The 25,100-nt window shown below is 38.0% G+C and carries 32 protein-coding genes; 11 read left to right on the top strand and 21 right to left on the bottom strand.

The window, feature by feature from the left end; genetic code table 11:
- Positions 1–171: 171 nt before the first annotated feature.
- Positions 172–753 carry a phosphatidylglycerophosphatase A family protein gene (locus QRN68_RS04715; RefSeq protein WP_285395545.1) on the bottom strand — a complete coding sequence of 194 codons (582 nt, stop codon included), beginning with the start codon at positions 751–753 and terminating at the stop codon, positions 172–174.
- A 113-nt stretch (positions 754–866) separates the two neighbouring features.
- Between QRN68_RS04715 and QRN68_RS04710 the strand changes: the two genes are divergently transcribed.
- The 3 genes from QRN68_RS04710 (at position 867) to QRN68_RS04700 (ending at position 2,616) form a co-directional block, all read left to right on the top strand.
- Positions 867–1,586, top strand: a complete 720-nt coding sequence (locus QRN68_RS04710; protein ID WP_285395544.1) for an alpha/beta hydrolase — start codon at positions 867–869, stop codon at positions 1,584–1,586.
- Between the two features lie 82 nt (positions 1,587–1,668).
- A complete protein-coding gene (locus QRN68_RS04705; protein ID WP_285395543.1) occupies positions 1,669–2,184 on the top strand; it encodes a YjcG family protein in 516 nt (171 codons plus the stop codon).
- Positions 2,185–2,187: 3 nt separating this feature from the next.
- Positions 2,188–2,616 carry a GNAT family N-acetyltransferase gene (locus QRN68_RS04700; protein ID WP_285395542.1) on the top strand — a complete coding sequence of 143 codons (429 nt, stop codon included), beginning with the start codon at positions 2,188–2,190 and terminating at the stop codon, positions 2,614–2,616.
- Between the two features lie 193 nt (positions 2,617–2,809).
- On the opposite strand, the gene QRN68_RS04695 is transcribed toward QRN68_RS04700, so the two are convergent.
- The 6 genes from QRN68_RS04695 to QRN68_RS04670 all read right to left on the bottom strand — a co-directional run bounded on the left by QRN68_RS04695 (position 2,810) and on the right by QRN68_RS04670 (position 5,783).
- A complete protein-coding gene (locus tag QRN68_RS04695; protein WP_285395541.1) occupies positions 2,810–3,058 on the bottom strand; it encodes a stage VI sporulation protein F in 249 nt (82 codons plus the stop codon).
- A 257-nt stretch (positions 3,059–3,315) separates the two neighbouring features.
- Complete coding sequence (locus QRN68_RS04690; RefSeq protein ID WP_285395540.1) at positions 3,316–3,492, bottom strand: YjcZ family sporulation protein; 177 nt, start codon at positions 3,490–3,492, stop codon at positions 3,316–3,318.
- A 65-nt stretch (positions 3,493–3,557) separates the two neighbouring features.
- Positions 3,558–3,917, bottom strand: coding sequence for a stage V sporulation protein AE (gene spoVAE, locus QRN68_RS04685; RefSeq protein ID WP_285395548.1), 360 nt, complete (start codon positions 3,915–3,917; stop codon positions 3,558–3,560).
- 16 nt (positions 3,918–3,933) lie between these two features.
- Positions 3,934–4,929: a stage V sporulation protein AD gene (locus QRN68_RS04680; protein WP_285395539.1), complete on the bottom strand. Its 996-nt coding sequence runs from the start codon at positions 4,927–4,929 to the stop codon at positions 3,934–3,936.
- The gene (gene spoVAC / locus QRN68_RS04675; RefSeq protein ID WP_285395538.1) at positions 4,923–5,378 is read right to left on the bottom strand and encodes a stage V sporulation protein AC; all 456 of its coding nucleotides are present in this window, start codon (positions 5,376–5,378) and stop codon (positions 4,923–4,925) included. Before spoVAC ends, QRN68_RS04680 begins: the two co-directional genes overlap by 7 nt.
- Positions 5,379–5,783: a hypothetical protein gene (locus QRN68_RS04670; RefSeq protein WP_285395537.1), complete on the bottom strand. Its 405-nt coding sequence runs from the start codon at positions 5,781–5,783 to the stop codon at positions 5,379–5,381.
- 133 nt (positions 5,784–5,916) lie between these two features.
- Between QRN68_RS04670 and QRN68_RS04665 the strand changes: the two genes are divergently transcribed.
- Positions 5,917–6,441 carry a CotY/CotZ family spore coat protein gene (locus QRN68_RS04665; RefSeq protein ID WP_285395536.1) on the top strand — a complete coding sequence of 175 codons (525 nt, stop codon included), beginning with the start codon at positions 5,917–5,919 and terminating at the stop codon, positions 6,439–6,441.
- Between the two features lie 63 nt (positions 6,442–6,504).
- Here the strand turns inward: QRN68_RS04665 and QRN68_RS04660 are convergent, their stop codons facing one another.
- Positions 6,505–6,894, bottom strand: coding sequence for a hypothetical protein (locus QRN68_RS04660; RefSeq protein WP_285395535.1), 390 nt, complete (start codon positions 6,892–6,894; stop codon positions 6,505–6,507).
- A gap of 52 nt (positions 6,895–6,946) precedes the next feature.
- Positions 6,947–8,323, bottom strand: a complete 1,377-nt coding sequence (gene mgtE / locus QRN68_RS04655; RefSeq protein WP_285395534.1) for a magnesium transporter — start codon at positions 8,321–8,323, stop codon at positions 6,947–6,949.
- 590 nt (positions 8,324–8,913) lie between these two features.
- Here mgtE and QRN68_RS04650 point away from each other — a divergent pair.
- On the top strand, positions 8,914–9,204 hold the full coding sequence (locus QRN68_RS04650; RefSeq protein ID WP_285395533.1) for a hypothetical protein: 291 nt from the start codon (positions 8,914–8,916) through the stop codon (positions 9,202–9,204).
- Between the two features lie 165 nt (positions 9,205–9,369).
- Here the strand turns inward: QRN68_RS04650 and QRN68_RS04645 are convergent, their stop codons facing one another.
- The 5 genes from QRN68_RS04645 to QRN68_RS04625 form a co-directional block, all read right to left on the bottom strand.
- Positions 9,370–10,278 (bottom strand): RluA family pseudouridine synthase, encoded by a 909-nt coding sequence (locus QRN68_RS04645; protein WP_285395547.1) that lies wholly within the window; start codon positions 10,276–10,278, stop codon positions 9,370–9,372.
- Position 10,279: 1 nt separating this feature from the next.
- Positions 10,280–11,074, bottom strand: a complete 795-nt coding sequence (locus tag QRN68_RS04640; protein ID WP_285395532.1) for an NAD kinase — start codon at positions 11,072–11,074, stop codon at positions 10,280–10,282.
- Complete coding sequence (gene yjbM / locus QRN68_RS04635) at positions 11,071–11,742, bottom strand: GTP diphosphokinase (RefSeq protein ID WP_285395530.1); 672 nt, start codon at positions 11,740–11,742, stop codon at positions 11,071–11,073. Before yjbM ends, QRN68_RS04640 begins: the two co-directional genes overlap by 4 nt.
- 61 nt (positions 11,743–11,803) lie before the next feature.
- A complete protein-coding gene (locus QRN68_RS04630) occupies positions 11,804–12,187 on the bottom strand; it encodes a UPF0738 family protein (RefSeq protein ID WP_285395529.1) in 384 nt (127 codons plus the stop codon).
- Complete coding sequence (locus QRN68_RS04625; protein ID WP_285395528.1) at positions 12,180–12,434, bottom strand: hypothetical protein; 255 nt, start codon at positions 12,432–12,434, stop codon at positions 12,180–12,182. Before QRN68_RS04625 ends, QRN68_RS04630 begins: the two co-directional genes overlap by 8 nt.
- Positions 12,435–12,533: 99 nt before the next feature.
- Between QRN68_RS04625 and QRN68_RS04620 the strand changes: the two genes are divergently transcribed.
- The 4 genes from QRN68_RS04620 (at position 12,534) to QRN68_RS04605 (ending at position 15,376) form a co-directional block, all read left to right on the top strand.
- Positions 12,534–13,121, top strand: a complete 588-nt coding sequence (locus QRN68_RS04620; RefSeq protein WP_285395527.1) for a CYTH domain-containing protein — start codon at positions 12,534–12,536, stop codon at positions 13,119–13,121.
- Positions 13,122–13,158: 37 nt separating this feature from the next.
- Positions 13,159–13,947: a lytic transglycosylase domain-containing protein gene (locus tag QRN68_RS04615; protein ID WP_285395526.1), complete on the top strand. Its 789-nt coding sequence runs from the start codon at positions 13,159–13,161 to the stop codon at positions 13,945–13,947.
- A 219-nt stretch (positions 13,948–14,166) separates the two neighbouring features.
- Entirely contained in the window at positions 14,167–14,574 is a 408-nt protein-coding gene (locus QRN68_RS04610; RefSeq protein ID WP_285395524.1) for a globin domain-containing protein, read from the top strand.
- Entirely contained in the window at positions 14,567–15,376 is an 810-nt protein-coding gene (locus QRN68_RS04605) for a DsbA family protein (protein WP_285395523.1), read from the top strand. The genes QRN68_RS04610 and QRN68_RS04605 overlap by 8 nt, the downstream gene beginning before the upstream one ends.
- 247 nt (positions 15,377–15,623) lie before the next feature.
- Here the strand turns inward: QRN68_RS04605 and QRN68_RS04600 are convergent, their stop codons facing one another.
- From QRN68_RS04600 to QRN68_RS04585, 4 genes are all read right to left on the bottom strand, one after another.
- Positions 15,624–16,346 carry an anti-sigma factor gene (locus QRN68_RS04600; RefSeq protein ID WP_285395522.1) on the bottom strand — a complete coding sequence of 241 codons (723 nt, stop codon included), beginning with the start codon at positions 16,344–16,346 and terminating at the stop codon, positions 15,624–15,626.
- On the bottom strand, positions 16,343–16,888 hold the full coding sequence (locus QRN68_RS04595; protein WP_285395521.1) for an RNA polymerase sigma factor: 546 nt from the start codon (positions 16,886–16,888) through the stop codon (positions 16,343–16,345). The genes QRN68_RS04600 and QRN68_RS04595 overlap by 4 nt, the downstream gene beginning before the upstream one ends.
- A 154-nt stretch (positions 16,889–17,042) precedes the next feature.
- A complete protein-coding gene (locus QRN68_RS04590; protein ID WP_285395519.1) occupies positions 17,043–17,531 on the bottom strand; it encodes a hypothetical protein in 489 nt (162 codons plus the stop codon).
- A 327-nt stretch (positions 17,532–17,858) separates the two neighbouring features.
- Positions 17,859–18,662, bottom strand: coding sequence for a substrate-binding domain-containing protein (locus QRN68_RS04585; protein WP_285395518.1), 804 nt, complete (start codon positions 18,660–18,662; stop codon positions 17,859–17,861).
- Between the two features lie 426 nt (positions 18,663–19,088).
- Here QRN68_RS04585 and QRN68_RS04580 point away from each other — a divergent pair, with 426 nt between their 5' ends.
- Positions 19,089–19,955, top strand: a complete 867-nt coding sequence (locus QRN68_RS04580) for a hypothetical protein (protein ID WP_285395516.1) — start codon at positions 19,089–19,091, stop codon at positions 19,953–19,955.
- A 249-nt stretch (positions 19,956–20,204) separates the two neighbouring features.
- On the top strand, positions 20,205–21,110 hold the full coding sequence (locus tag QRN68_RS04575; RefSeq protein WP_285395515.1) for a LysR family transcriptional regulator: 906 nt from the start codon (positions 20,205–20,207) through the stop codon (positions 21,108–21,110).
- Positions 21,111–21,167: 57 nt separating this feature from the next.
- On the opposite strand, the gene QRN68_RS04570 is transcribed toward QRN68_RS04575, so the two are convergent.
- The 3 genes from QRN68_RS04570 to QRN68_RS04560 form a co-directional block, all read right to left on the bottom strand.
- Complete coding sequence (locus QRN68_RS04570) at positions 21,168–21,635, bottom strand: 2,4'-dihydroxyacetophenone dioxygenase family protein (protein ID WP_285395514.1); 468 nt, start codon at positions 21,633–21,635, stop codon at positions 21,168–21,170.
- Positions 21,636–21,861: 226 nt separating this feature from the next.
- Entirely contained in the window at positions 21,862–22,134 is a 273-nt protein-coding gene (locus tag QRN68_RS04565; RefSeq protein ID WP_285395513.1) for a helix-turn-helix domain-containing protein, read from the bottom strand.
- 277 nt (positions 22,135–22,411) lie between these two features.
- Positions 22,412–24,766 (bottom strand): M13-type metalloendopeptidase, encoded by a 2,355-nt coding sequence (locus QRN68_RS04560; RefSeq protein WP_285395511.1) that lies wholly within the window; start codon positions 24,764–24,766, stop codon positions 22,412–22,414.
- Between the last annotated feature and the right edge of the window lie 334 nt (positions 24,767–25,100).

The following is a 25,100-nucleotide window of genomic DNA, read 5'->3' as shown; positions in this document are numbered from 1 at the left end:
AACAAAAACGTATGTTCTGTAAAGAAAAAAGCACTTCATTCCTCCCACCTCTGAAAAAGTGGGCTTCCTGAAGGTCAATTCTGTGAGTATACAAAATAATTGCCTATGCATACTAAAAACAGAGCCTCCTAAAGTGAAAGAGGAGGCTCTGTTTTATATAGTAAAGCTTTGTTAAATTTCATTATGTGATTTTGGTTTTGGTCCTAGCTCTTTTGGCGTTATATCTGCAAATGTCTCGCCCTCTTCTTCTAAGTCACGCATACGATGGGCAATACGAGATGCTGCAGAAGCTGCAATACTGCCAACTAAATCATCTAAAAACGTATTTACATGATGTCCTGGTTCTGTGTCCAGCTTCTTAATAATACCAATTTTTTGCTTGTCTAAGTGACCGAAAGTTGTTACCGCTATGCTACCATATGTAAAAACAGATCCAAGTGCGATTGTTTCATCCACACCAAATAAACCCTCATCGGATTCTATTATTTGCTGTAATGGAGCAGATAATAATTTTTTCTCTGCCAGTTCATCTAATTCAATACCTACTAATAAAGCATGTTGAACTTCACGCTTGCGTAATACACGCTCGACAGAATGAATACAATGGTCTAATGTTAAGCCTTCATTATAGGACTTTTGCATTTCATAAACGATTTTAGCAATATCCTCTAGCGATACACCACGACGAATGAGTGCAGCTTGGGCTGCCTTCGCAACTTCATCAGAGTGTATGCGAGTACTTTTATTATGCATAAATAACCCTCATTTCGTTTTTTTTTTGCTAGTATAGTGCTAGCCCAATCTATTATACCTTTACTTTCGTATATGGTACAATTTTCTCACAAACACATGAAGGAGTGGCATCATTGGATAAGGGAACAGTACAGGATTTAAAGTTCTATAGTGAAGCGTTGCAGGAGGAATTACAGCTTTATATTTATGTCCCTGCAAATTATTCTCCACTATATAAATATAATATTTTAATTGCATCAGATGGCAAGGATTATTTCCAACTTGGGGGTATCACAAAACTAGCTGATGAACTTATCGATGACTATGAAATCGAAAATTTAATTATCGCGTTCGTTCCATATAAAGATATTAAGGATCGACGTCACAAATATATCCCTAGCGGAGAGCAACATGAAGCTTATCTGCGTTTTTTAGCACATGAGCTTGTGCCCTATTTAGATGCTGAATTTGCAACTTACCAAATGGGTATGAGTCGTGCAGTGATAGGTGACTCTATGGCTGCAACTGCTTCCTTAATGGCTGCTTTAAAATATCCATGTATTTTTGGTAAAGCGATTTTACAGTCACCATATGTCGACGAAAATGTGCTTAAAGCTGTTGAAAAATTTAAAGATCCAGGGGCAATTTCTATTTATCATATTGTCGGAAAAAAAGAAGACCAAGTGGTGACAATGGACAAAACAATAAAGGATTTTTTAACACCGAATCGTCAATTGCATGACCTTATGTTAAGCAAAGGATTTTCTACATTTTATGACGAGTTTGACGGCAATCATACGTGGAAATATTGGAAACCTGATTTACGTCGTGCATTAATCGAAAATTTCAATTAATTTGGGCGATTCAAATTACGAAAAGCGAAATATCTGTTATACTTTAATAGAAAAATTGTTTACTTTCGGGAGGTAATGGACTATGAAGTACGGTATTGTGGCATTTCCATCAAAAAAATTGCAAGACCTAGCTAATACTTATCGCAAACGTTACGATCCGCATTATGCGAAAATCACACCGCATATGACGTTCAAGGACAGCTTTGAAGCAACAGACGAGGATATTAAATCCATCGTAAATCAATTAGATGAACTTGCTGCCAAATATGCACCTTTAAACATTCATGCATCACGCATAAGTTCGTTTTTCCCTACAACCAATGCAATTTATTTCCGCATTGAGCCGACAGAACAATTAGAAGCATTTCATGATGCACTAATAGAAAAAATTCCGTATGGAGAAACTAAACATGTTTTTGTACCACATATTACAATTGCTCAAAAAATGACAGCCTCTGAGCATGATGACATCTTTGGGCAATTACGTATGACAGGTGTTGACGAAAAAGATACAATTGATCGTATTCATCTTTTATACCAATTGGAAGATGGCTCGTGGACAACATATGAAACATTCCGATTGTCAGGAGCTGAGTAATTCTTGTACAACGTTAAGATTGTGGAAACAGCAAAAGAGCATGAGGATGCGTTTGCAGTTCGCAAACAGGTTTTTGTTGAAGAGCAAGGTGTGCCGCTACATCTAGAATGTGATACTGAGGATGCATCTTCAACGCATTTCATTATGTATGAGGGTAGTGAGCCAGTAGGTGCCGCACGTCTTCGTGGTATTGAAAACGATACAGCAAAAATTGAACGTGTCTGTATTTTACAAGATCAGCGTGGCAAAAAACTAGGTGCTTTAATAATGAAGGAAATGGAGAATCATGCCATTTCTATTAATAAGAAAAAACTAAAACTCCATGCACAAAGCTATGCTATTCCTTTTTATGAAAAGCTTGGCTATTCGGTAACATCTCCTGAGTTTATGGACGCTGGTATCCCACATCGTGCTATGGAAAAAATAATTTAGAACAACAGGAATTCCTTAGTCTGAGTTTCTTAATTTCTATTCTGTGAATGAAGACCAATGGGTGTTACGATAATGCTGATGCATATCGTAACACCCTTTTTGTTTTTTTAATTGTTTAAAAGGTTGAATTATCAATGAACGTCCATTTACCCAACCTTTTTGACAAATTGCTTTGCCTAGTGGATATATCATACTATTTCATCATTTTAGTGATTTTATCTAAATCTAGTGAATCACCATCTTGAATAATAGATTGTACTATTTTATCCTCAAGCTCTTGCGTAATTTGTCTCTTAGATATCTTACTTACACGTCGTACGATTTTTCTAACTTGTTTTTCATTTTTAAAATCTGCATGCTGAATTGCATTTGCTAATGCGAAGATTTCCTCCATTGATACCCCTGTTTTCTGTTCAATTGAATTAAAAAACCCGCGATGCATGTTCCCCCTCCTATCAGTTACAATTCTTTATTTCCATTGTTTTTTATGAACGAAATATTTAACAACGAGTGAAGGCTTTAAACTTTGGTTCAGATCATGGGGCGCTCTGAAGAAAAGCTAAAGCCTTTTATCTAATGTCACATTTAATCAATTATGCCTCGGCATAATTGTGTCTGGAATCGGCTTTGTGCTTACTTAAAGATCTCCTTTCCGATTCCGTGACATCCGCCAGAGGCTTTAGGTCAATAGATGTTAAATTACATAAAAGTAGCGCCGACAATAATTAGAAGAATGAATAGGACAACAATTAGAACAAATGTTGAGCTCTGACCATGGCCACAATAGCCACCGTAGTAATCGCCTCCGCAATAACTATCGTTCCAGCTACCAACATTTCCTCCATACTGTTGTGTGCACCAGCCTTGATATCCCATAAAAATACCCCTCCCTTCTACAACCTATAATATGTTTTCGGTGTAGAAATGGGTGGGGTATTCGTCTAGTCAACATTTCCTTTTGGTTTAAAAATTAATGCTCCAATAAAGCCAAAGACTATGGCAGCACTGATTCCTGAGCTTGTTACTTCAAACATCCCAGTCAACACACCTACAAGTCCATGTTTCTCTGCCTCAGCCATTGCACCGTGCGTTAAAGAGTTGCCAAAAGATGTAATAGGGACTGTTGCACCAGCACCTGCAAAATCAATTAGAGGTTCATACAAGCCCATTCCGTCTAAAATTGCCCCAACTACGACTAGAGTACTCAATGTATGTCCGGGTGTTAATTTACCAACATCCATTAGTAATTGGCCTATAACACAAATAAGGCCACCTACAATAAATGCAAATACAAATGTCATAACCATAGCTTTTGCCTCATTTCATTGTAATTTCAATTGCATGTGCCGTACATGGAATTGTCTCGCCCTGTTGAAATGTAAGCGGAGACAGTAATGCTCCTGTCGCCACAAGAAGTACTCGTTTATAGGTACCTGCCCGCATCTGTTGGATCACATAACTAAAAAAAACAGCAGCCGAGCAACCTGCACCACTTGCACCGGATTGAAATGTTTCATCCTGTCCATAAAACTCTGCACCTGCATCACGTAAAAACGTTAGCTCCTCACTCTTTATGCCACTTTCAACAAACATTCCTTTTAGCAGTTTTAAGCCAAGTTGACCTAAATCACCTGTTAAAATTAAATCATAGTGGTAAATTTTTTGATTACGCTGCTCTAAATGGGATTGAATCGTCTGAAAAGCAGCTGGTGCCATCGCTGCGCCCATGTGAAATGGATCATCCATACCGTAATCAATCGATTTTCCAACTGTTGCTGCTTCAATAGAAGGGTATTCTTCATGATGCTTACCAATAAGAGCATAACCAGCAGCTGTTACGGTCCATTGAGCAGTTTGCGGCTTTTGTGAGCCATAATCGATTGGATAGCGGAATTGCCGTTCCACTGCATTATGTTGACTAGATGCACCAGCTAGCGATAAATTAGAGGCACCTACTTCTGTTAAAAGGCTCGCAATAATTACTGAAGATACAGAGGTGGCACATGCTGAGAATAATCCGATAAAAGGAATGTCTAAGTCTCTGGCCGCAAAATTGGTCGGGGTCATTTGATTCACTAAATCGCCACCCATCAAGTAATCAATGTCCATATTTTTCACGCCCGCTTTTTTCATGGCAGATTCACAAGCCTCTTCAACCATTTTTCGATGGCCCTGTTCATTTGTTTTCATTTGCCAACGTTCATCATCATAGGTCGCATCAAAATATTGACTAAATATACTACGTTTCTCTAGTGGACCTGCTACTACACCACCTGCTATTAAGGAAGGCTTCGATTGAAAGACAATTACCATGAAACCACTCCTATCGTCACAAGAATATATTTAATAAGGGCAACAAAAAAAGCGGATACAACACCAAATAATACAACTGAACCGGCTAATTTAAATAAATTCCCACCAACACCTAGTACTAATCCTTCAGATCTATGCTCAATAGCAGCTGAAATGACAGCATTCCCAAAGCCCGTAACAGGCACAGCCGATCCAGCCCCAGCAAATTGACCAATTCTCTTATATAAACCAAAGCCCGTTAAAACCATGGCAAAGAACACCATTGTTGCAACTGTTGGATTTCCAGCTGTCGCTTCCGTAAAATTAAAGAAGATCATATAAAAAAGTGAAACAGCTTGTCCAATTGTACAAATAATGCCTCCTATAATAAAAGCCTTTGCGGCATTCTTTAAGTAGGGAGGCTTCGGTGTGACATTTTGTTCTAATTTTTTATATTGCTCTTTTTCCATTTATGTCTCCTCCTTTGAAAGCTCTTTCAATTCCTTGATTTTTTCTTTCAGTTTATTATCTTCAACTTTATCCTTTTTTATTTTATTGGCTTCATAATAAATTTTATAATCAGCTGAAACCAAAATGGCTTTGTTTGGATATTTTTCATCAAATTTCTTTTGCAACTTTTTCTCTAATTTAGCCTTTTTCCACTTATCCCATGGTTTAATCTGAACTGCTACAAGCATACTATTGTCATATTGGATAACCGTTGCTCTGTCCACAAAGTCCTGTTCTTTTAAAATGGTTTCAACTTCCTTTTCATTTTCTGGTGAACCATAGACAATAAATTTTTCTTTTTCACCGCAACCACTTAAAAGCGTTAAACTGACTAATAGAGGTAACATAATTCCTAATAGCTTCAAGTTTTACCCTCCTTTTCTTTAAAGTTTCTCCAACCATAAAAAAACTATTCATTTGACTATATATACGAAAGCCCGAGTCCATTTTTCATAAGTACATATTGTAGAAGTAGTAACGAGGAAAGGAGGTGACAATATGGGTTGTGGCAAGCCAACAAATCCTATTGGACCAATCCATTCAGCAGGCTGCGTTTGTGACGTAGTACGCGCTATTTTAGACATTCAAAATCAAGCGGTGAGAGAAGAATGTCAACCATGTACAGCTAACTGTTTCTTAGAACCACTTGGAGGCATAGTAAGTCCTGCACGCTCTCATGCAGATACACGTGTATTCATGTTAATTACCAAAGATGGTACTCCTTTCAAAGCATTCTTTAGTTCTCCAACAGCAGATCCATGTAAATGTACATCAGTATTTTTCCGTGTAGAAGATATGTTCGATGAGTGCTGCGCCACTTTGCGTGTTTTAGAGCCTTTATGTTCATTTGACTCTAGTGAAAGTACAGTAGACCTATTAAGTCGTGATGGTTGCTGTGTCAACATGAAAAAAATATGTAAAGTAGATGATTGGAATTCAACTGAAAGCTGTATCACTGTAGATTTATCATGTTTCTGCGCTGTACAATGTATTGCTGATGTTGACTTAGGGATTTGTGACTAATCTTTTCTCCTTTGACACACTACACAAAAAAAAGTGTACAGCATCCTCTGCTGTACACCTTTTTCATAAGGTAGGTAATTGTTTACCTCGCCATAATATTTGTTTTATATCTTCAAAATAGATAATCTCTTGTGACTTTAATTCTAAAGAAGTTAGCATCAATGAATCAGTCTGTACTTCAGATGCAGTACCGCGTAAATTCCTACCATCTTTCAAAGATATGACTAACGGTTGATAGGCTTTTTGCCGAAACGGCTTTTCTAAAAATTGAAGTTGTTTCAGTAAATACGGATCTATTTGTTCTTCTTCTTTTTCTTCAATAGTTTGTTCGTTGAAATAGCCATCCTTTACATACACCGATGTACTTTCATTCAAATCAAGTTCATGTAGCATCTTAGAAATATTTAGAAAATATGTTGGTGATTTTATAAACAAGCGTGGCTCTCGACCCACATTACTCACTTCCCTTTTTTCATACAATATGCAAAGGAAAGGAATTTGGTTCTCAGGCTATTTGACTTAAGAAAACTGTCGCCAAACCTAAGTAAATTAAAATACTTGTAATATCATTTAATGTTGTAATAAATGGACCTGATGCGACAGCTGGATCAATTTTCAGGCGATGCATAAGCAGTGGGATAAAAGAACCTGCAAGTGTTGCCACTAAAATAGAACCACAAAGCGCTGCACCTACCAACATTCCAAGAATAAGCTCTTGTTTCCAAATATAGACGATACCGATCACAATTATTCCACATACAACTCCAGACATTAAGCCTGTTCCTGCTTCACGTAGTAGTAATTTTAGCTTGCTATGTTCTTCGACGTCTCCTGTCGCAATTCCTCGTATAGCTACCGCTAGTGCCTGTGTTCCACTATTTCCGGAAGTACCTGAAATGAGAGGAATAAACACAGCGAGTAACGCAACTTGTTCTAACGTTGCCTCAAACTGTCCCATTAAATTTGCTGTTAACATCCCTAAAAATAATAATATGACAAGCCATGGCAAGCGTTTTTTAGCCGCTTGAAATGAGGTCGTATCAAATTTATCCATATCGGAAATACCCGCTAATTTAGAGTAATCCTCCGATGCTTCCTCATCAATAACGTCAATAATATCATCGACTGTAATAATCCCTAGTAATTCTCCCTTATCGTCGATAACTGGAGTTGCTAAGAAATTATAGTCCTTCATAATTTGAGCAACCTCTTCTTGGTCATCCCCTGCGTGCACCATCACAACACGTTCATTCATAATCGAACGTATAAGAGTATCTTCATCAGCAATAATTAAATCGCGAAGTGAAATAACGCCTGTTAATCGATGTGCTTCATCAACGACAAAAATATAATAAATCGTTTCAGCATCTGGCGCCTCTTTTCGTAAAATCGCCATTGCTGAACGAACAGTGGAGTTTTCTGGAATAGCTACATATTCTGTTGTCATGATAGAACCAGCCGTATATTCATCATAGCTTAATAGTTCATTAATTTCTTCAGCTGTTTCCTCATCCATCATGCCTAAATAGCTTTCACGTTGCTCAGTATCCAACTCATTTAAAACGTCTGCAGCATCATCTGCATACATATGAGAAAGCATTTCTGCACCATATGCCGGAGCCATCTCAGCTAGATACGCTGTGTACTCATCATCATCTATTTCGATTGCCTCAAAAATATCAGCCATTTCCGTCGGAGACAAGAACGCATAGATGATCTTCCTTATATCAGGTTCCACCTTCTCATAAAACGTTGCCTGATCATACGGATGAAGCTCTAAAAACTCATCGCGAAATGCGTCAATATCATGTGCTTCGAGCATTTCTCGCAAACGTGCCTCGTCGAATTGGACATCATCCTTTTCATTTCTTTCCTCTATCATGCTTGTCCCCTCCTTCCGAGAATCAATTATGCCTCGGCATAATTGCGTCCAGAATCGGCTTTGTGCTTGCACAAAGAACTCCTTTCCGATTCAGTGACATCCGCCGGAGGCTTTAAATTATTTCAGCGGGTGTTTGACCAACCGCCGAAAAGTAAATTCATTTGAACCTGTTGCTATGCTTTCGGTACAGAAAACATTTGCTGAAATAAGTTAAATCATTGATACGGACAATGCCGTAAATCTACCTTTTATATAATAGTGTGTATTGTACCTTTTCTGCAAACCCTTTTTTTAATTCTTAACAATGCGCACCATTGCCACGATCTAATTGGATAAATCTATGGATAAAAGTTTCTATTTTTCACCTTTACTGAATAAAAAATGGCTCATCACCAAAAGTTGGAGATGATATTTATTGTAACGTATGCCATGTATATAAGTTGATGATCGTTTCGACTGGGCGACTCCTTGAGGATTAGCGTCACAGATGAGACCATGGAGCGAGCCAGTAGAGAAACGAAGGCTAAAAACATCACGTCCTGTGTTAACGCTTCGTGACCTACGTCGTGTAGGCCCAAGCGGCTCATCGGATGCCCCCAGGAAGCTTTGCTCTGTGCGAAAGCGTAGCGACAGCAACAACAAATGTTTTCTGTAGCGAAAGCGAAGCGGCAGCTACAAATGTTTTCTGTAGCGAAAGCAAAGCGGCAGCAACAACAAATGTTTTATCTGTGCGAAAGCAAAGCGGCAGCAACAACAAATGTTTTATCTGTGCGAAAGCGAAGCGGCAGCTACAAAGCGCCCAGTCGGAACGGAAATCAACCCCACCTTATAGTAATGTGCCTAATAAACCCTCTACTTCACTATACCCTACAATCACTTGATTTTCTGTTAACGTGCTGTTAAGAAAAACCCTTCAAAAATGATAAGGAGATGCCCGTTTGTGCGAACATCTCCTTAAATATATAACATGATTTAGTAATAGTTTTCACAATTAGTGAACTATAGACTGTTTAGATAGTCTTCGTCATAGTGCAGTTCTCGAAACTTTAAGCTAAGGAGTCATTCAGTAATTGCTGCATATCTTCGTTTAAGTTACTTGTGAATTGTAAACTCTCACCTGTTAAAGGATGGAGCATCTTTAAGGACACACAATGGAGGGCTTGCCTATTTATATGGACGCGACTTCCGCCATAAAGTTCATCTCCAACAAGTGGATGTCCCATATAAGCCATATGCACACGAATTTGATGTGTACGCCCCGTGTGCAACTTTAGCCGTATATGTGTCATCGGTTCATCCTGTAAATAAAAGCGTTTTAAACTTGTCACATCTGTATGCGCAAATTGACCGTCTTCACGCACCTCTCGCTCAATGATACTCGTCTCTTTGCGACCAATAGGAGCAATGATTGATTGTATATCTTGAGCTACATGTCCATGGACGATTGCTTCATATTGTCGAGAAATTTCTCCACTGCGTTGTGCAAGTCCTGTTAAATGATGAATATGAGCATGTTTAGCAATGCATAATAAGCCAGAAGTATCACGATCTAGTCTCGTAACGATATGGGCAGTAGATGCTAGACCTTGTTTGAGAAAATGACCGCACACTAGATTAGCTACGCTAAGTGTTGGATGCTCTCGTGAAGGAATCGTACTCTGATTTGCTGGCTTATTAAGCACTAAAATAGCTTCATCTTCATAAATAATAGAAAGTTCACCATGTTCAACAGCGAGCCCTTCACTTTTTTCTTCAGGAGGGAATTTCACCTCAACTCGATCCCCAATGTGAAGAGGATGTCTAACATTGCGTTCAACACCATTCACTGTTAGTAGGCCTCCATCAAATTTAATGGCTGTTAAAGCTCGCTTGGAAATACGCCATTCAGTTAAGGCCTCTCTTAGAAGCTGGCCTTCCTTTTCTGCTATAAAATGCAGTGTAAACCTTGTATCCATCTTACTCATTTGCCACGAATGATTCATGTACTCGTTCCCAGAATGGGAATGGACGGAAACGAGCAAAACGTACTTTTTCACTTGCTACATTAAAAGCAATCGACTTCACATCGCCTTGCGTAACTTGTAAATGATCAACCGTCATATTAAAGTTTTGTTCATTAACTGGACGTAAAATACAGTGATGGTGTGCTGGTAAAATGAGTGGTGAACCAACTGTACGGAAGACGCGGTTATTGATAGATGCTATTTCAGTAATTTGGATTGCTGCTAAAGTCGGGTGAATAATTGCTCCACCGAGGGCTTTATTATAAGCTGTACTACCCGAAGGAGTCGACACACATAGCCCGTCTCCACGGAAACGTTCAAACTGATTACCATTTAACTCCACATCCATAACAAGCGTGACATCAGGTGATTTCACAGTCGCTTCATTTAACGCTAAATACGTATTGGATTCCGCATTATGATGCTCCACCTTTACTTCTAGAAGTGGATACTCCACAACGTTAAAGTCCTTTTTAGCAATGGACAAAACAAGCTTTTCTAATTCAGATGGCTTCCAGTCCGCATAAAATCCTAAATGTCCCGTATGAATACCTACGAAGGCAACTTGATCTAGCAAATGAGCATATCGATGAAAGGCATGTAATAATGTGCCATCTCCTCCAATAGAGACTACGATTTCAGGCGCTTCTTCATCATAAGTTAGCCCAAAATCCTGCAAATACGTTCTGGCTAGCTCCATTAATTCGTTCGATTGTGCATCTCTACGTGATTGAATGGAAAATTTCATTGTGTGTCACGCTCCTTCTCGGATAGTAAATTAGGATTCGATGCTTCTTTGTACTCACTAAAGTAAGCCTGTGCTTCTTGGATTTCACTGCGAATAGAAGACATTTCCTCGTCCAATCGGAAGGCAGCCTCTGCTGCACTTTGAAGGCGATTTTTTATTTCCTCTGGGAACATGCCTTTATATTTATAATTTAGTGAATGCTCAATAGATGCCCAAAAATTCATAGCTAGTGTTCTTATTTGTATTTCAGCTAACACTACTTTTTCCCCTTGTATCGTTTCTACAGGATACTCCACAATCATATGATATGATCGGTATCCACTTGGCTTATTATGTGTAATATAGTCACGTTCTTCCACTACACGTATATCATTACGTTGACGTATTAGCTCCGTAACAGTTGAAATATCATCTACAAATTGACACATAATACGAAGGCCTGCGATATCCCCTAGCTCATCACCTAGTTGTTTAGAAGGCTCAAACGCAAGTCCTTTTTCTAGTGTTTTATCGTATATACTTGCTAAAGGCTTTACACGTCCTGTAACAAATTCAATTGGAGAATTTGCATTAACAATACCAAACTGCGAACGCATACCTTTTAATTTTACTTTTAACTCATCTACTGCTTGTTTATAAGGACTTAAAAATATTTCCCATTGTCCCATCGAAAAACCTCCCGACATTCGGTATCAAACAAAACCAACACCGTCTGTTCGTTTTGTCTTTTTATTCAGCTAGAAATGTCTTGAAGTGTTGTTCCACTGCCTGGACAAATTCCGCTCCATAATTGTAATTTCCTTCAATATTATACACGAGCATTTCTAATTCATCGTAAAAATTTGTCAGTTCAATAACTGCTTCACCTAGTTGTAGCTTTGGATTCTTCTTTTTTTGTAAAATATGTACAAGTTGTTCCCAACTACTCGGTGGAAAACGCAAGTAATGATAATCTTCACCTGCATCAAGTAAATAAATAAACGCAAAGTCATCAGAATCTGCAATTAATTGTGCAGCAGGTTTTAACTGTAAATTTTCCTCAATCTCGTTTAAACTAAAATGAAGTTGCTCGTTTTCAAAATTCAATGTTTCTATTGTATAAATTTTACGCACATGCGGTTCCCCTTTTTTTTCGTACTCTTCCTCTTATTTTAGCATACAGGGTAAATAGTTGCAGTGTGTAAATATTAAAACAATGAATTAAACTTTTTAGCTCATATCCATAACTAGGACGTGGGGTTGATTTCCTCTCCGACTGGGCACTTTGTTGTTGTTGCTGACGCTTCGCTTTCGCACAGAGCAAAGCTTCCGATGAGCCACTTAGGCCAAAATGATGTTGGTCACGGAGGCATGATCGCAAGACGTGATGTTTTAAATAACCAATTTCACATCAACAACAACCTATCTTTCTCCTAATCAACACACGTAAAAAAATTTAAAAATAAACAGGTGAGCATAAATGGCACAACAACTTGAAATAGAATTCAAAAATCTCTTAACAAAACAACAATACGAGCATTTATTGCAAGAGTTTCACATTCCCGAAAATGCTATTCATCGTCAAACAAATCATTATTTCGACACTCCTTCCCAAGCTATTCGGAAATTACAAAGCGGGCTTCGTATTAGACAAATCGACAAATACTTTGAATGTACTTTAAAAGAAAAAAGTGCAGAGCATGCACATTTAGAGACAACTGATGAATTAACTGCTGAACAAGCTAAGAAAATACTTGTTGGTGAAGGCTTCTATGCCGAAGAAGTAGCAAAAAGATTAGCTTTATATAACATTCCTTTAGATGAATTAGGAATATTTGGTTCACTTACAACGGATCGTGTCGAAATACCTTATAAGGACGGTCTTCTAGTATTTGACCATTCTTTCTATTTGCAGTGTGACGATTATGAGGTAGAATATGAATCAAAAGATGCAATAAAAGGAAATGCAATCTTCGACGAATTTCTACAGCAATATGGCATCGAAAAACGAACTGCGGATAAAAAAATCGCACGTTTTATGCAAGCATTACAAATGAATAAAAAATAATACTAATAGCTTAAATTAAGAAAGGGTGACCAACTCCTTGGATATCCAATCACTCAGAACTATGCTTGAAATTCAAGCATTACAAACACTAGGCTCTACAGCAAATTCAACGTCAAACAATCTTACAGACAGTAATTCTATGTTTTCAAACATGATTAACGAATTGCTCGGTGGTGCAACAACTGCTAATAGTGCAAAATTATCCAGTTTGCTCGGGGGTGTATCAAGTGCCTCGTCAATGATGAACCAGCTTAGTAGTTTAAATGGGTTGTCTGAAAACATGCAAAATAGTGCGTATCAATCATTGCTCTATAATGGTTCTAATGCCGTCTATATCCCTGATTCTGTGCAGGCAGCATTAGCAAACGCACAATCTAGTACAAAACTCGACTCCTATGTTTCAGATAATGTCATTGGTTCAACAGCATATGCCAATGCATTAGCAGGAGCGAACCAATACGCTTCGATTATTGAAAAGGCAGCAGCTACATATAATGTACCCGAGAAACTGATCGCTGCAGTGATTAAGCAAGAGTCTAATTTTAATCCAACAGTGGTTAGTCATGCTGGTGCACAAGGATTAATGCAGTTAATGCCCAAAACAGCACAATATTTAGGGGTTACAAACGCTTTTGATCCTGAGCAAAATATTATGGCTGGGGCTAAATATTTACGCCAAATGCTAGATAAATTCGATAATGATCCATCGTTAGCTTTAGCTGCTTATAATGCAGGAGCTTCACGCGTTACAAAGTATGGTGGCGTTCCTCCTTTCAAAGAAACGCAGAATTATGTCAATAAAGTGATGAATTACTACACAGCTTAATCGCATAATCACTGTTATTACAGTCTTTTCCGGCAAATTTCACCCATTGTGGTGAAATTTGTGTTTTTCTAGCGAAAAACATTTCGAAAGAGCGCTTTGTTTGTGTTAACGAAAAGACGTTGATAGAATGAAGGTAGTCACAAGAAATTCACATTTTTGAAGATGACCGAGTAGAAAATTATACTTTACGATATAAAGAATTAAAGGAGCATTTAACTTATGACTCGAAAATACACTGTTCCTTATGAGGAGCTGGGAGCTGAAAAACTTTCAGAGCTAATTCATGCGTTCTATAAAAGAGTAGCTCAGCATCCTGATCTTATTCCAATCTTTCCGAAAGATTTGACAGAGACAGCCCGCAAGCAAATTCAATTTCAAACACAGTATTTAGGTGGACCAAATCTTTTCACTGAGGAGCATGGACATCCAATGATGCGTGCACGTCATATGAATTTTCCGATTACACCTGATCGTGCTCAAGCTTGGCTTGAATGTATGTCCGAAGCGATGGATGAAGTTGGTTTGGAAGGGAAGTTCCGCGAAACTTATTATCAACGTTTAGTATTAACAGCTCATCACATGATTAATACACCAAATGACGATGAGGGGGAATTGTTACGTGAATAATATTCAAATGTTGCAAAAGCCAACTCCTGAGATTTCTACTGCTAATAAGCCTATTGAATTGTATATTTTCGTAGATCCACTTTGTCCTGAAGCTTTTAGTATGCAAGCCATTCTTCGTAAGTTACAACTAGAATACAATCATTACTTTACATGGCGCCTTGTACTAAGCACAGAGCTTGCCTCTTTGAATTGTTTAAGTAAGCGCGTAAAGGGTTGTGTATCTGGTATCGAACTCGACATTAATCACCCTGTTTTACCATCTATCGCTATTAAAGCAGCAGAGTTACAGGGCAAACGTGCAGGAGCTCGCTATTTGTCGAAACTACAAGAATATGTAATACTCAACCATCAAGATGTAAATTCTTATGCTACGCTGTTAAAAATTGCGGAGGATGTTCAATTAGACATGAAAGAATTTTCTGCAGACTTTGGGTCAAAGGAAACAGCACGTGCCTTCCAATGCGATTTGTATATGAAACGTGAAATGGAAGTTGATGAAGTGCCTAGCATTGTATTTTTCAATGAATGTATTGAAGATGAGGGTCTAAAAGTTAGTGGTAACTATTCCTATGACGTTTATGAACATATTTTACAAGAAATGATGGATGAACAGCTTGTACGCAAACCATTACCAACAATGGAAGAGTTATTTATAAAATTCAATACGCTTTCAACACACGAAGTAGCTTTTATCTACTCGTTAACAGAACAAACAGTTGAACGTGAATTAAAGAAACGTATGCTGCAACAAAAGATTGAACGAATTCAGACAGAACACGCTACATTATGGCGTATTAAATAATGCAATTATACTATTATTCTATAGAATAGGGATTTGTCCAAAAAGCCCTAAAAAAAAGCAAGTGAAGAGAAACTTCACTTGCTTTTTTTTATTAGCCCCATAAATCAATTATCCCGTTCTCGATTCAACCACATAGACTGTAAAAATAAAATAACCAACTTCTCCATCAGAGTTTAAGCTGCTATTACAGTCCAATGGTATTTTAATTCCTTGTCACTAAAATGTATCTGCCCTTTTCTGTTACCATCTATGACCCGGCTATTTTTTCTCCCTTTGGCTGGCTGCTGTTGGCGTCCGGTTCAACAGTGATGCCGATTTGATCAAAAGTCTGCCCTTCAGCGAGCTGGTAGGTCAGTATTCCAGATCCGTTTTCGTCTGGCTTGAATATGCCGCTATTTTCCCTTGTGCCGTTTTTCAGCAGCCAAACCTGGTAAACCTGTGAACCTTCGACGCCGGGTAATTCATGAACCTGCACCACCAGATTTTTCTCAGATCCCTGCTGGACAATATATGCGATGCCGTTTGTTCCCGGGTGGCTTTGATTGGCTGCTTTTAAGGGAATGGTCGTTAAAATCTCAATGGGTATATTTTCGGCATGACGATTTTTTTCCTGTACATTCGCTATTTCAAGGCCAATAATCACGAGCAACAAGACGGCCAAGATACTGGTTGAAACTGGAGTAAAATGGTTTTTTAGCATCATCGCAAGCTTATTCATCTTAGCCATGAATGTTTCCGTATCGCTTTTCGTTTTGTGATCAAAAACAAAACCCAGCACCTCGCCTTTTAGCGATTCAGGCACCTCGATTTCGGTATAATCAAACGGCAAAGCATGCCAGGCCTGGGACAATTCCTGACATTCTTTCTTACATTTCGTACAATTCTTTAAATGTTCATCAAAGGCCATGCGTTCGCTCTCCTTGAGCTCATTTGCTATATATGGAATTAAATGATCACAATCCCTTCTCATTTTATATCCTCCAATTCCAGATGTTTCCTCAAACCTTTAAGTGCTTGGTGCAACCTGCTTTTAATCGTGCCGAGCGGCTCTTGTTCCAGCTTGGCGATCTCTGAAAGAGAATACCCTTTCCAATAAAGCAAATCGATTAATTTCCTTTGCGCCGTCGGCAATTTGTTTTTCGCCATCTCAATATCATTCATATTTACTCGTTGCTCGATTGCATTGGCAAGGTCGGCGATCTCTTCATGTTCCTCTTGATAGTGTTGCGTATGCCTCTTCTCTTTGCGGTGGTAGTCAATGCAAATATTGCGAGTAATCGTGAGGAGCCAATTCACAAAGCTGCCTTGAGCGGGATCGTAATGGCTGTTTGTTGTCCATAGCCTCAAAAAGACCAACTGAATAATCTCTTTCGTCTTCTCCTCATTCCCATTACAAAACTTCATAACGAAGCCGTAAACAAGCTTTATATATCGATCATAAAGCTCCTCTAATGCGTGACCGTGTTTTTCGTTTACCAATTTCATTAATTCCGCATCGTAATTTTCTTTCATGTGGCACTCCCTGTTATTGGATAAAAATATATTCCCATACATTTCATACGTTTTAACAAATGTCATCCACAACTTTTGGTGATGAGCCATTGCCATTATACTATTGTAAAAGTATGGATGGGAACGACCGCTACTGATCGTTCCCTGGACAGGCTTACTTAAATTCTGTTTTGCTATTTACGATAAACCATACATCTTTTACTCCTTGTCCGTTTACATCCCCTTTTTGCTGGTCTTTAGCAAAATAATAAAGAGGAAAGCCTTTGTACGTGACCTGCTTCTTACCGTTGTCTTCCCTTGTAATTGTACCGAAATCCTTTTTGTCAAAACCTTCTGGGACAGAGAAATCTTCCTGAGAAAATGCTGGCCAGGTTGCCAGGCAGTCGCCACTACAATTGCTTTTTCCTGCTTCGTCCTTCTTAAAGTAGTACAGCGTCTTTCCCTGTGAATCTGCTAGGTATTCTCCAACTTTGTCATTCTTCAAAAGCTGAAGGCTGTCAGCTGGAGCTTGTTCCGATTTAGTTTGTTCCGTTTGGGCTTGAGCGGGTTGATCCGTCTCTTTTTTTTCCTCAGTGCTTTTTCCACAGGCAGCCAAAACAAAAATAATCGATAGTATTGTGAAGGTAAAAATCCCTTTTTTCATACATGTTCCTCCCAGTTTTTTTAGATTTAAGGCTCATCACCATAAGTTGTGGATGACATTTTTTAAAATATATGTGCTGTATACTAGTTGATTGAAGTGGAGGCTGGGCGACTCCTTGGGGATCAGCGTCACAGATGAGACCCTGGAGCGAGCAACGCGAGTGAAGCGGCTCATCGGACGCCCCCAGGAAGCTCTGCTCTGCGCGAAAGCGAAGCGTCAGCGGCAAATGTTTTAGCTGTGCGAAAGCGAAGCGGCAGCAACAAAGCGCCCAGTCGGAACGGAAATCAACCACACGTTTTGATGAAGAGCCAGATTTAAGGCCCAACCTTATTTCCATCCCCATTTTTGAAAGATTTGATGACCTTCTTCCGTTTTTAAATACTCAATAAATTGCTGTGCCTCTTTTTTCTGATCGGTGATTTTCGTCAGGGCGATCGGAGTTCCACGATAGAGTTTTTCTTCTTCGGGAAGTTCGACCAGGTCGGTCACATCCTTGAGCCGGTAATGCCATGATTCATAGGTAATCCAGGCGTCTAAGCTAGGATTCGATTTCCATCGTTCAATGGCTTCTGCACTCGACTTTACAGAAAGGTCAATATTTTGAGAAATACCTTCGATTATCCCTTTTCTGCCTGCCATGTCTTCCCACAAGCCGAGCTGGCCAGCACCATTCACATCAAGTATTTTGACTCCATTTTTCGTTAAATCCTCCAGGTTTTCAATCTTCTTCGGATTCCCTTTCCTCACCAATATTCCTGTAGCACGCGGGTAAAGCTCCGTTCGTGATTTAGTGTCAATCATTTCGGGATGGTTAAAGATGAAGTCCTGCATCATATATTCTGAGCCACCGAAAATAATATCTGCATCTTGCTTTGCCTGGCTGATCCAATTGCTCTCTGGTCCTGCTGTTACTTCCACCTTTATTCCCGTTTCAATTGAAAAATGTTCAGCAGCTTCCTTGATTGGTCCAAGTGGTCCGCCTGGTCCGTACACACGGATGACATGATCACTTTGAACGGAATTTAGTGTCGCCTGGGACGCCTGCTTACGGTCCATTTTTGCATTGGCTGACAATCCGGTAGCCATAATGACAAAGAGCAGTAAAACTGATAGAAACACGGTCTTCTTCATGATTTCCCCTCCATTTTATACATGTTTTTTAACGGTACTATCAAAGGAAACGAAGGGAGACAGCAAACGGTTTGATTGTATTTTCAAATTAGTTAGAAAGTTTCATAAATAATATCAAAAATGCCTCGGCATAATTACATTTTTTAATATACGCAATAATCATCTTGGCACTTACAGGGTATGATACTGCTTCTGAATGGCTAACAGGATAGATTAGTTGAAGAAGGATTTATCTATTCTTGGGAGAATTTATATATTTAATAGGAAAATTTGTAAGTCAAGTTTTCGATTGGATACAAAGAAAATTTGTTCTCAATTTAATGATGGAATAAGAGAAATGTTGAAATGCGAAGGAGACAATGGAAATATAACCCCATGCAGAACAAAAAAGAGTAACAAGAAAATATTGTAGATGAGGCAAAAGGTATGAGAAGAGAGTTGAAAATATTACCTAAAATCGGGATAAACGAAGTAAAGCTATTTATGACATCTTCAGACTTAAACAATATCCTAGGTGAATTGAATAAGAAAAATGTCAATGGAAAAGAATTTTTTCAATATCAAGATGATTATAGATTTCATTTTGTAGATGATGTTTTAGTAAGTATTTCTGTGAACAATCCAAAGATTATTTTTTTGAATAAACAAAAAATTGATTTAATGAATGAATCAAAGCAATTTTTATTCAAAGAAAATCCGTATTTTGTTGATGGATGTTATATATTTCCTCAATATAACATGTCGATTTACGGTTTGGATTATCCTGATGATGGAATTCAATTAACAATTTATTCAGATAACCAAAAAAATATTTACGAGAAAGATATAAAATTAGCTTTTCAATTCAGAAGTTTTGATAAACAGCTAATAAACTTAAAATATGAAATTATTCCGTATCAATCTGTAGGATTATTGAAATTCGGCATGCAACCGAGTGAAATTGAAAAAATATGGGAAGTTCCGTTAAAAATAAGCAAGAATAATAAAAAGGGAATAACTACAGAAAACAGGACGAATAGTCAAGCAATGTATAATGAAAAAGGACAGTTAATTCAACTAGCCTTAAATTGTAAAGAGGAAGTTTTTATTGATAATAAAATGTTATCAAAATTCGGTTCTAAATTGGATAGTTTAAAAAATGAAGAGTATTTTATAAACAGAAACTATAAAATATATTTCAAGTTTGGAATTGCATTAGATAATTTAGGAAACCTAACTTCCAATGATTTTGTTTATATTTTTTCAGAAGAGATGATTCCTTACTGGAAAGATATATATCGCCCTTTAATTTAACGAATCATCAGAAGTGATATGAATACTTCGCCCCTAGTTGTTTATAGTTTGAAGAGAATTGTAATTTTACTTAATTGCAATTCTCTTCATTTTCTTGGCTCATCAAGGAGTCGCCCAGCCTCCACTCAACTAATATACAGAGCATATATTTTTAAAAATGTCATCCACAACTTTTGGTTGTATATGTTACTGGTTCTCATTTCCAATATTTATTTTGATACGCATTTTTAATAGACAAGGAGGAAAACTATGAACTTTGAACAACTACTATATATTGTTGAAGTCGCAAAACACAATTCACTCTCTATAGCAGCACAGAATCTTTATGTGACTCAATCCGGTATTAGCCAATCCATTACTAGTTTAGAAAAGGAATTGGGGCTAAAAATTTTACATCGCTCAAGGGGTCACGGTGCTGTACCAACCGATGAAGGTAGAATCATTCTGAAGCAAGCCTACGAAGTGTTAAGAAAATTGGAGGAAATCAAAGAGACCGCCCACTCATTTAATTCAATGGTAGAAGGAAAACTAAAAGTATCTTCCATACCAGGATTGACGACGATTCTAGTAAAGGCCTTAGCTGCTTTTAAACAAGATTATCCACAAGTAAATGTAGAAATAAATGAAAAAAGCGGCTCTTCTGTGATTGAAGATGTTCGCCAGCATCAGATCGACATCGGCCTGATTGCCTATTCACCAGACTGGAACACAAACATGGAAGGAATAGCCTTTGAATCACTATTTGAAGGGAAGCAGAAGATCTATGTTTCTAAACATTCTCCTTTAGCGTTTACAGGTGCCATATCTTCACATGAAATACTAGATCAAACGCTTGTTACATATTACGGTGAATTTATGCAATACTTTGTTCATGATTTCTTTAACAAATACCAGCCCATGAAAATCCTATTTACATCAAACAATTTGGACGGCATTCTCCAAGCTATCATTGAAAGTTCGGCTATTACATTCGCTCCTGATTTCATCATGAAAAATTATCCCCCCGTTATAAATGGAGAGATCATTCCCATTGATTTGGTAAATCATAGAGGTCTCAATATTTCTTTTGGGTTAGTTTTATCTGAAGATAAACATTTATCCATTTTACTAAACAAGTATATCTATTATCTAAAATCTGAAATTTCGAAAATATAAGAAAAAAGAGTTGCCACTTCGTCTTATGGAAGGGCTTCTCTTTTTTATCAATCTCTATTAAAATTGAGTCAAATCTATAGGCGTAATTCCCTCAGCCTCACAATGATCATGGTATTTTTGCAATAATGACTTCCAATTATCTCTAGCAATAATTTCTCCGTTTTCATTCACATAGTCTAATGTTGCCTCAACAATATTTAACGTAATAACATCTTCATCTCCTAGAGATTCAGGTGTGTGTTGGGATCCAGCAGGCTCATAAACTACATCGCCAGCGTTAGAAACCCAATCATTCTCCATATATCTCCAAGAGCCACTAATGGTATACACAATAACCGTTCCAGGATGGAAATGTGTAGGAAGCTGTGTCCCCGCAGGAACTTTTAACAGGGTAATAGTTTGTCCTGTTACTGGATTAACTTTAAGTAACTTAAAATGAGCCACCCCAAAATAAGAAACCCAAGGTAACTCATCTGGACAGATATTACCTGCATCATATACTTCTACAGCTTTGACATTACTCATTTAAAATCCCCTCTTCCAAAGTAAGTTATAAAATTCGCACATTGATAACGTTTACACTAGGGAGCTTATTAACTATTGCGAATTTATATTTTTAGCATATTCACAATTGTTAATTTATTCAAATTATGATTTTTAATGTGCAGTTTAATTACATTAATATATACAGGCAATTCTCTTACGATTATCATAATGGCGTTTTGATTTGGGCATTCCTTAGTTTGAATTACTAACTAGCTTCCTCCTCAACTTTTGTCGTTGTATGACCTGTTTCTGCAAGATATTGCGTCGTGTAAATATGTTTTCTGTTAATTTTCTTTACTTGAGTGGTCGTGCCACGAGCTAGTTCATTGTAGATTGTCCCACGCGAAACATTGAGTTTTCGCGCAAGCTCGCTTTTATTTGTAATTCCGGCATTCAAGTAGCCTTGAAGTTCTCCACGTTGAAATTGTGTAAGGCGTGGTTTCTTATTCGGTGTTTTTATGTTATCCTGTTCTAGCATCGTATTCGAAATCCCTTCTTATTGATTGGTGTAGGAGCCTCAATAATACACGATTTCGCGTACGATGTTTTTATTTTTCTAAAGTGTTCAACTTGATTCTACTATTCGCCATCGAAACAAAAAGACAGAATTTAATCTACACGTTTTGTAGATTAAATCTGCCTTTTTGTTTTAACAGCAACAATCTTTGAAAAAACAGCCTTACTTCCTGACTACCTCGTTGCCTTTATACACTGATGTAAGAGGCTATCGAAATTAACTCTATCTGCTCTTATTTTTACCAGATAGAAACTCGATCCTCCGGAGCTACATACATGCCATCTCCAGGCTTAATTCCATACGTATCATAGAATTGCTGGAAGTTCACAATCGTGCGGTTTACCCGAATTTTATTGGCTGAATGTACATCGTTTTTGCTCAGAACCTCTGCAAATTCTTTTGTAGTTGTAGATTTCCATATTTCAGCATTACTTTCGAAATATGCTTTATAATCTGGATTACTCATTTTGGATACAACTTGCAGTGAAGCGGCCATTCCACCTAAATCAGCGACATTCTCGCTTAGTGTAAGCTGACCGTCGTTCAACACACCCGGAATAATCTCAATGTTACTATAGAACTCAATCAGTTCCTGGTTTTTCTCTTTGAATTTCTTAAAGTCTTCTTCTGTCCACCAGTTATTTGCATTTCCGTTTTCATCGTATGCCGATCCGTTATTATCAAATGCATGGGTGATCTCATGGCCAATGACCATGCCAATAGCACCATAGTTTTCTTCAGGTTTAGCTTTAATATCATAGAAAGGTGCTTGGAGAATACCTGCTGGGAACGTAATTTCGTTATTAAGCGGATTGTAGAAAGCATTTACGGTATAAACACTCGTTGCCCATTCCGTTCTATCAACCGGTTTTCCTAGCTTGGCTTTCGTGTTATCAATGTATGCTTTCTTTACTGCGAAGGTATTAGTGAACAGTGAACCACCTTCGTCATATGTCTTGATCGCTACTTTGTCTAATGTCGTATCCCACTTATCTGGGTAACCGATCTTAACAATCATCGTATCCAGCTTTTTAATCGCTTTAGCTTTTGTCGTTTCTGACATCCAATCAAGAGATTTGATTCTTTCTTCATACGTAGCAATTAACTTCTCTACCATTTGCTCAACATCTTTTTTAGCTTCTGGTGAAAAATGTTTTTCTGCAAACATTTGCTCCAAATACCCGCTCATTGTGCCAGTTGTCATGGCTACTGCGATTTCCTGATCTGTTTTTTCTCCTGCAACACCGTATAACGTTGCAGAAAACTCATTTGCAGCGTCTCTGAATTCATCTGCCAACAAACCGCCTGTTGCTGAAAGCAGTTGTACTTTGGAGTAAGCTTTAAGTACGTCAAGATTAGCTTCAGTCAAGAGTTCTGCGCCTTTTTGCGCCAGCTTCACATCGAATACGATTACTTTATCAGCACTGTCGACTTTCATCGATTTCAAGACTTGTTTCATATCTACTGTTTTGAACATGTCATCGAATTGTTCGATCGTATACGGATTATAGAATTTATTGACATCGCCTTGTTCATGAGGTTCAAGCGATACAGAAGCTAGGCTTTTCTCCATTCCGTAAATTTTCTCGGCATGGGCTTTCGCTGCAGACTCTTCCTCCCCTGATGACACGAGAAGTTTGCTCATATATTGAATATAGGCTTTTTTCGCTTTCTCGTCTTCCGTTACAAAGCTGTTCTTGTCCAGACCGGTAGCTAATCCAGTGTAATACAAAGCATTTTCGCTACTGTTCTTTGCATCGCCCATGATTGCAAAGCTAAATAATGCGCTTAGACCCAATTCTTTCTCCAGGGTAAGATCTGCTTGAACGAGCTCGTCAAACGTTTTAGCCTCATTAATGGCCTTTACATATTTTTGAATAGGTTCAATCCCTTGTTTATTTCTATTTTTTGTATCTAACGCTGTCGTATAGAAGTCGGCAATTTTCTGTTCTTTTGTTCCTTCTGTGAACTGTTTGCCAGCTAACTCATTTATTATCTTTTCTATTTTATCGTTATTTTGCTTATGCAGCTCGGGAAATCCGCCGCCCATGATTTCTCCTGCCGGAATTGTCGATTTATTTAACCATTCCTTATTGATTGCTTCATAAAAATCGTCATTTAAATGGGAGCCTTCAAGCGTCCACACTCTGGCGATAATTTTTTGGAACTCATCGATCGTAATAGTGTCATTTACGCCTAATGTGCCGTCGGGTTTGCCCATCAGTACGCCTGCTTTTGCCAGTTTATCGATATCTTTCTTAGCCCAAGCGGGTACATCAGTGAACTCTACGCCAAATGTTCCACTGCGCAGATCATTTCCGACAGGCTCTGGTAATTCGCCGAATGCCCTACTCAACATGACTAAAGCTTCAACCTTCTTTGCTGGCTCATTCTCTCTTAAATCTTCGTTTTTAGAGTATTTCATAATGGCTTCTTTATTAATTCCTGGTTGATAAGCGTCTGCTGCCATCAACAAGGTTTTAACGATCTCTCCTCTTGTCGCTGGTGGCGACGTTTCATCGGCATACACCGATACGCTAACTGATAGGACCATTATTATGGCCATCAGTAACGATAAAAAATTCTTTTTCATCTTCGTGCTCCTCTTTAGTAAATTTGTATAAATAAAGATAAATGAGTGGAATTTAGGATTTCCATCATTTATATACCATTTTAGTTGATTTATTTCAGTTTGAAAATATGTAAGACGCTTTTAAGTTAGAGCGGTACACAAGTAAGGTCATTTTTAGTTAAAAATTCCAATATAATAGTATTACTTTAGAGTTTATTGTAGTGGTCAAATAAGAACTGCACTAAAATATATCACAATGAACCATACCACAAGAACCAGTTGCCAAAGTCGAAGGTAGCTTTTCTTATTATGCTAACGGTACAGGTTAATTGAAGATATTGACTAAATTATTTGA

The sequence above is a fragment of the Lysinibacillus sp. fls2-241-R2A-57 genome (genome assembly GCF_030209535.1).
Classification (GTDB): domain Bacteria; phylum Bacillota; class Bacilli; order Bacillales_A; family Planococcaceae; genus Lysinibacillus.
Note: the sequence above shows the minus strand (reverse complement) of the source record. Positions and strands in the feature narration are given on the sequence as shown.

Excerpts from the sequence above, each read along its gene's own strand:
- QRN68_RS04705 (WP_285395543.1), top strand. The coding sequence starts at position 1,669 with ATGAAGTACGGTATTGTGGCATTTCCATCAAAAAAATTGCAAGACCTA.
- spoVAE (WP_285395548.1), bottom strand. The coding sequence starts at position 3,917 with ATGACATTTGTATTTGCATTTATTGTAGGTGGCCTTATTTGTGTTATA.
- QRN68_RS04690 (WP_285395540.1), bottom strand. The coding sequence starts at position 3,492 with ATGGGATATCAAGGCTGGTGCACACAACAGTATGGAGGAAATGTTGGT.
- spoVAC (WP_285395538.1), bottom strand. The coding sequence starts at position 5,378 with ATGGAAAAAGAGCAATATAAAAAATTAGAACAAAATGTCACACCGAAG.
- QRN68_RS04580 (WP_285395516.1), top strand. The coding sequence starts at position 19,089 with ATGAGAAGAGAGTTGAAAATATTACCTAAAATCGGGATAAACGAAGTA.
- QRN68_RS04680 (WP_285395539.1), bottom strand. The coding sequence starts at position 4,929 with ATGGTAATTGTCTTTCAATCGAAGCCTTCCTTAATAGCAGGTGGTGTA.
- QRN68_RS04600 (WP_285395522.1), bottom strand. The coding sequence starts at position 16,346 with ATGAGAAGGGATTGTGATCATTTAATTCCATATATAGCAAATGAGCTC.
- QRN68_RS04640 (WP_285395532.1), bottom strand. The coding sequence starts at position 11,074 with ATGAAATTTTCCATTCAATCACGTAGAGATGCACAATCGAACGAATTA.
- mgtE (WP_285395534.1), bottom strand. The coding sequence starts at position 8,323 with ATGATAGAGGAAAGAAATGAAAAGGATGATGTCCAATTCGACGAGGCA.
- QRN68_RS04595 (WP_285395521.1), bottom strand. The coding sequence starts at position 16,888 with ATGAAAGAAAATTACGATGCGGAATTAATGAAATTGGTAAACGAAAAA.
- QRN68_RS04715 (WP_285395545.1), bottom strand. The coding sequence starts at position 753 with ATGCATAATAAAAGTACTCGCATACACTCTGATGAAGTTGCGAAGGCA.
- QRN68_RS04650 (WP_285395533.1), top strand. The coding sequence starts at position 8,914 with ATGCCCCCAGGAAGCTTTGCTCTGTGCGAAAGCGTAGCGACAGCAACA.
- yjbM (WP_285395530.1), bottom strand. The coding sequence starts at position 11,742 with ATGGGACAATGGGAAATATTTTTAAGTCCTTATAAACAAGCAGTAGAT.
- QRN68_RS04665 (WP_285395536.1), top strand. The coding sequence starts at position 5,917 with ATGGGTTGTGGCAAGCCAACAAATCCTATTGGACCAATCCATTCAGCA.
- QRN68_RS04610 (WP_285395524.1), top strand. The coding sequence starts at position 14,167 with ATGACTCGAAAATACACTGTTCCTTATGAGGAGCTGGGAGCTGAAAAA.
- QRN68_RS04565 (WP_285395513.1), bottom strand. The coding sequence starts at position 22,134 with ATGCTAGAACAGGATAACATAAAAACACCGAATAAGAAACCACGCCTT.
- QRN68_RS04575 (WP_285395515.1), top strand. The coding sequence starts at position 20,205 with ATGAACTTTGAACAACTACTATATATTGTTGAAGTCGCAAAACACAAT.
- QRN68_RS04585 (WP_285395518.1), bottom strand. The coding sequence starts at position 18,662 with ATGAAGAAGACCGTGTTTCTATCAGTTTTACTGCTCTTTGTCATTATG.
- QRN68_RS04645 (WP_285395547.1), bottom strand. The coding sequence starts at position 10,278 with ATGGATACAAGGTTTACACTGCATTTTATAGCAGAAAAGGAAGGCCAG.
- QRN68_RS04620 (WP_285395527.1), top strand. The coding sequence starts at position 12,534 with ATGGCACAACAACTTGAAATAGAATTCAAAAATCTCTTAACAAAACAA.
- QRN68_RS04695 (WP_285395541.1), bottom strand. The coding sequence starts at position 3,058 with ATGCATCGCGGGTTTTTTAATTCAATTGAACAGAAAACAGGGGTATCA.
- QRN68_RS04560 (WP_285395511.1), bottom strand. The coding sequence starts at position 24,766 with ATGAAAAAGAATTTTTTATCGTTACTGATGGCCATAATAATGGTCCTA.
- QRN68_RS04590 (WP_285395519.1), bottom strand. The coding sequence starts at position 17,531 with ATGAAAAAAGGGATTTTTACCTTCACAATACTATCGATTATTTTTGTT.
- QRN68_RS04570 (WP_285395514.1), bottom strand. The coding sequence starts at position 21,635 with ATGAGTAATGTCAAAGCTGTAGAAGTATATGATGCAGGTAATATCTGT.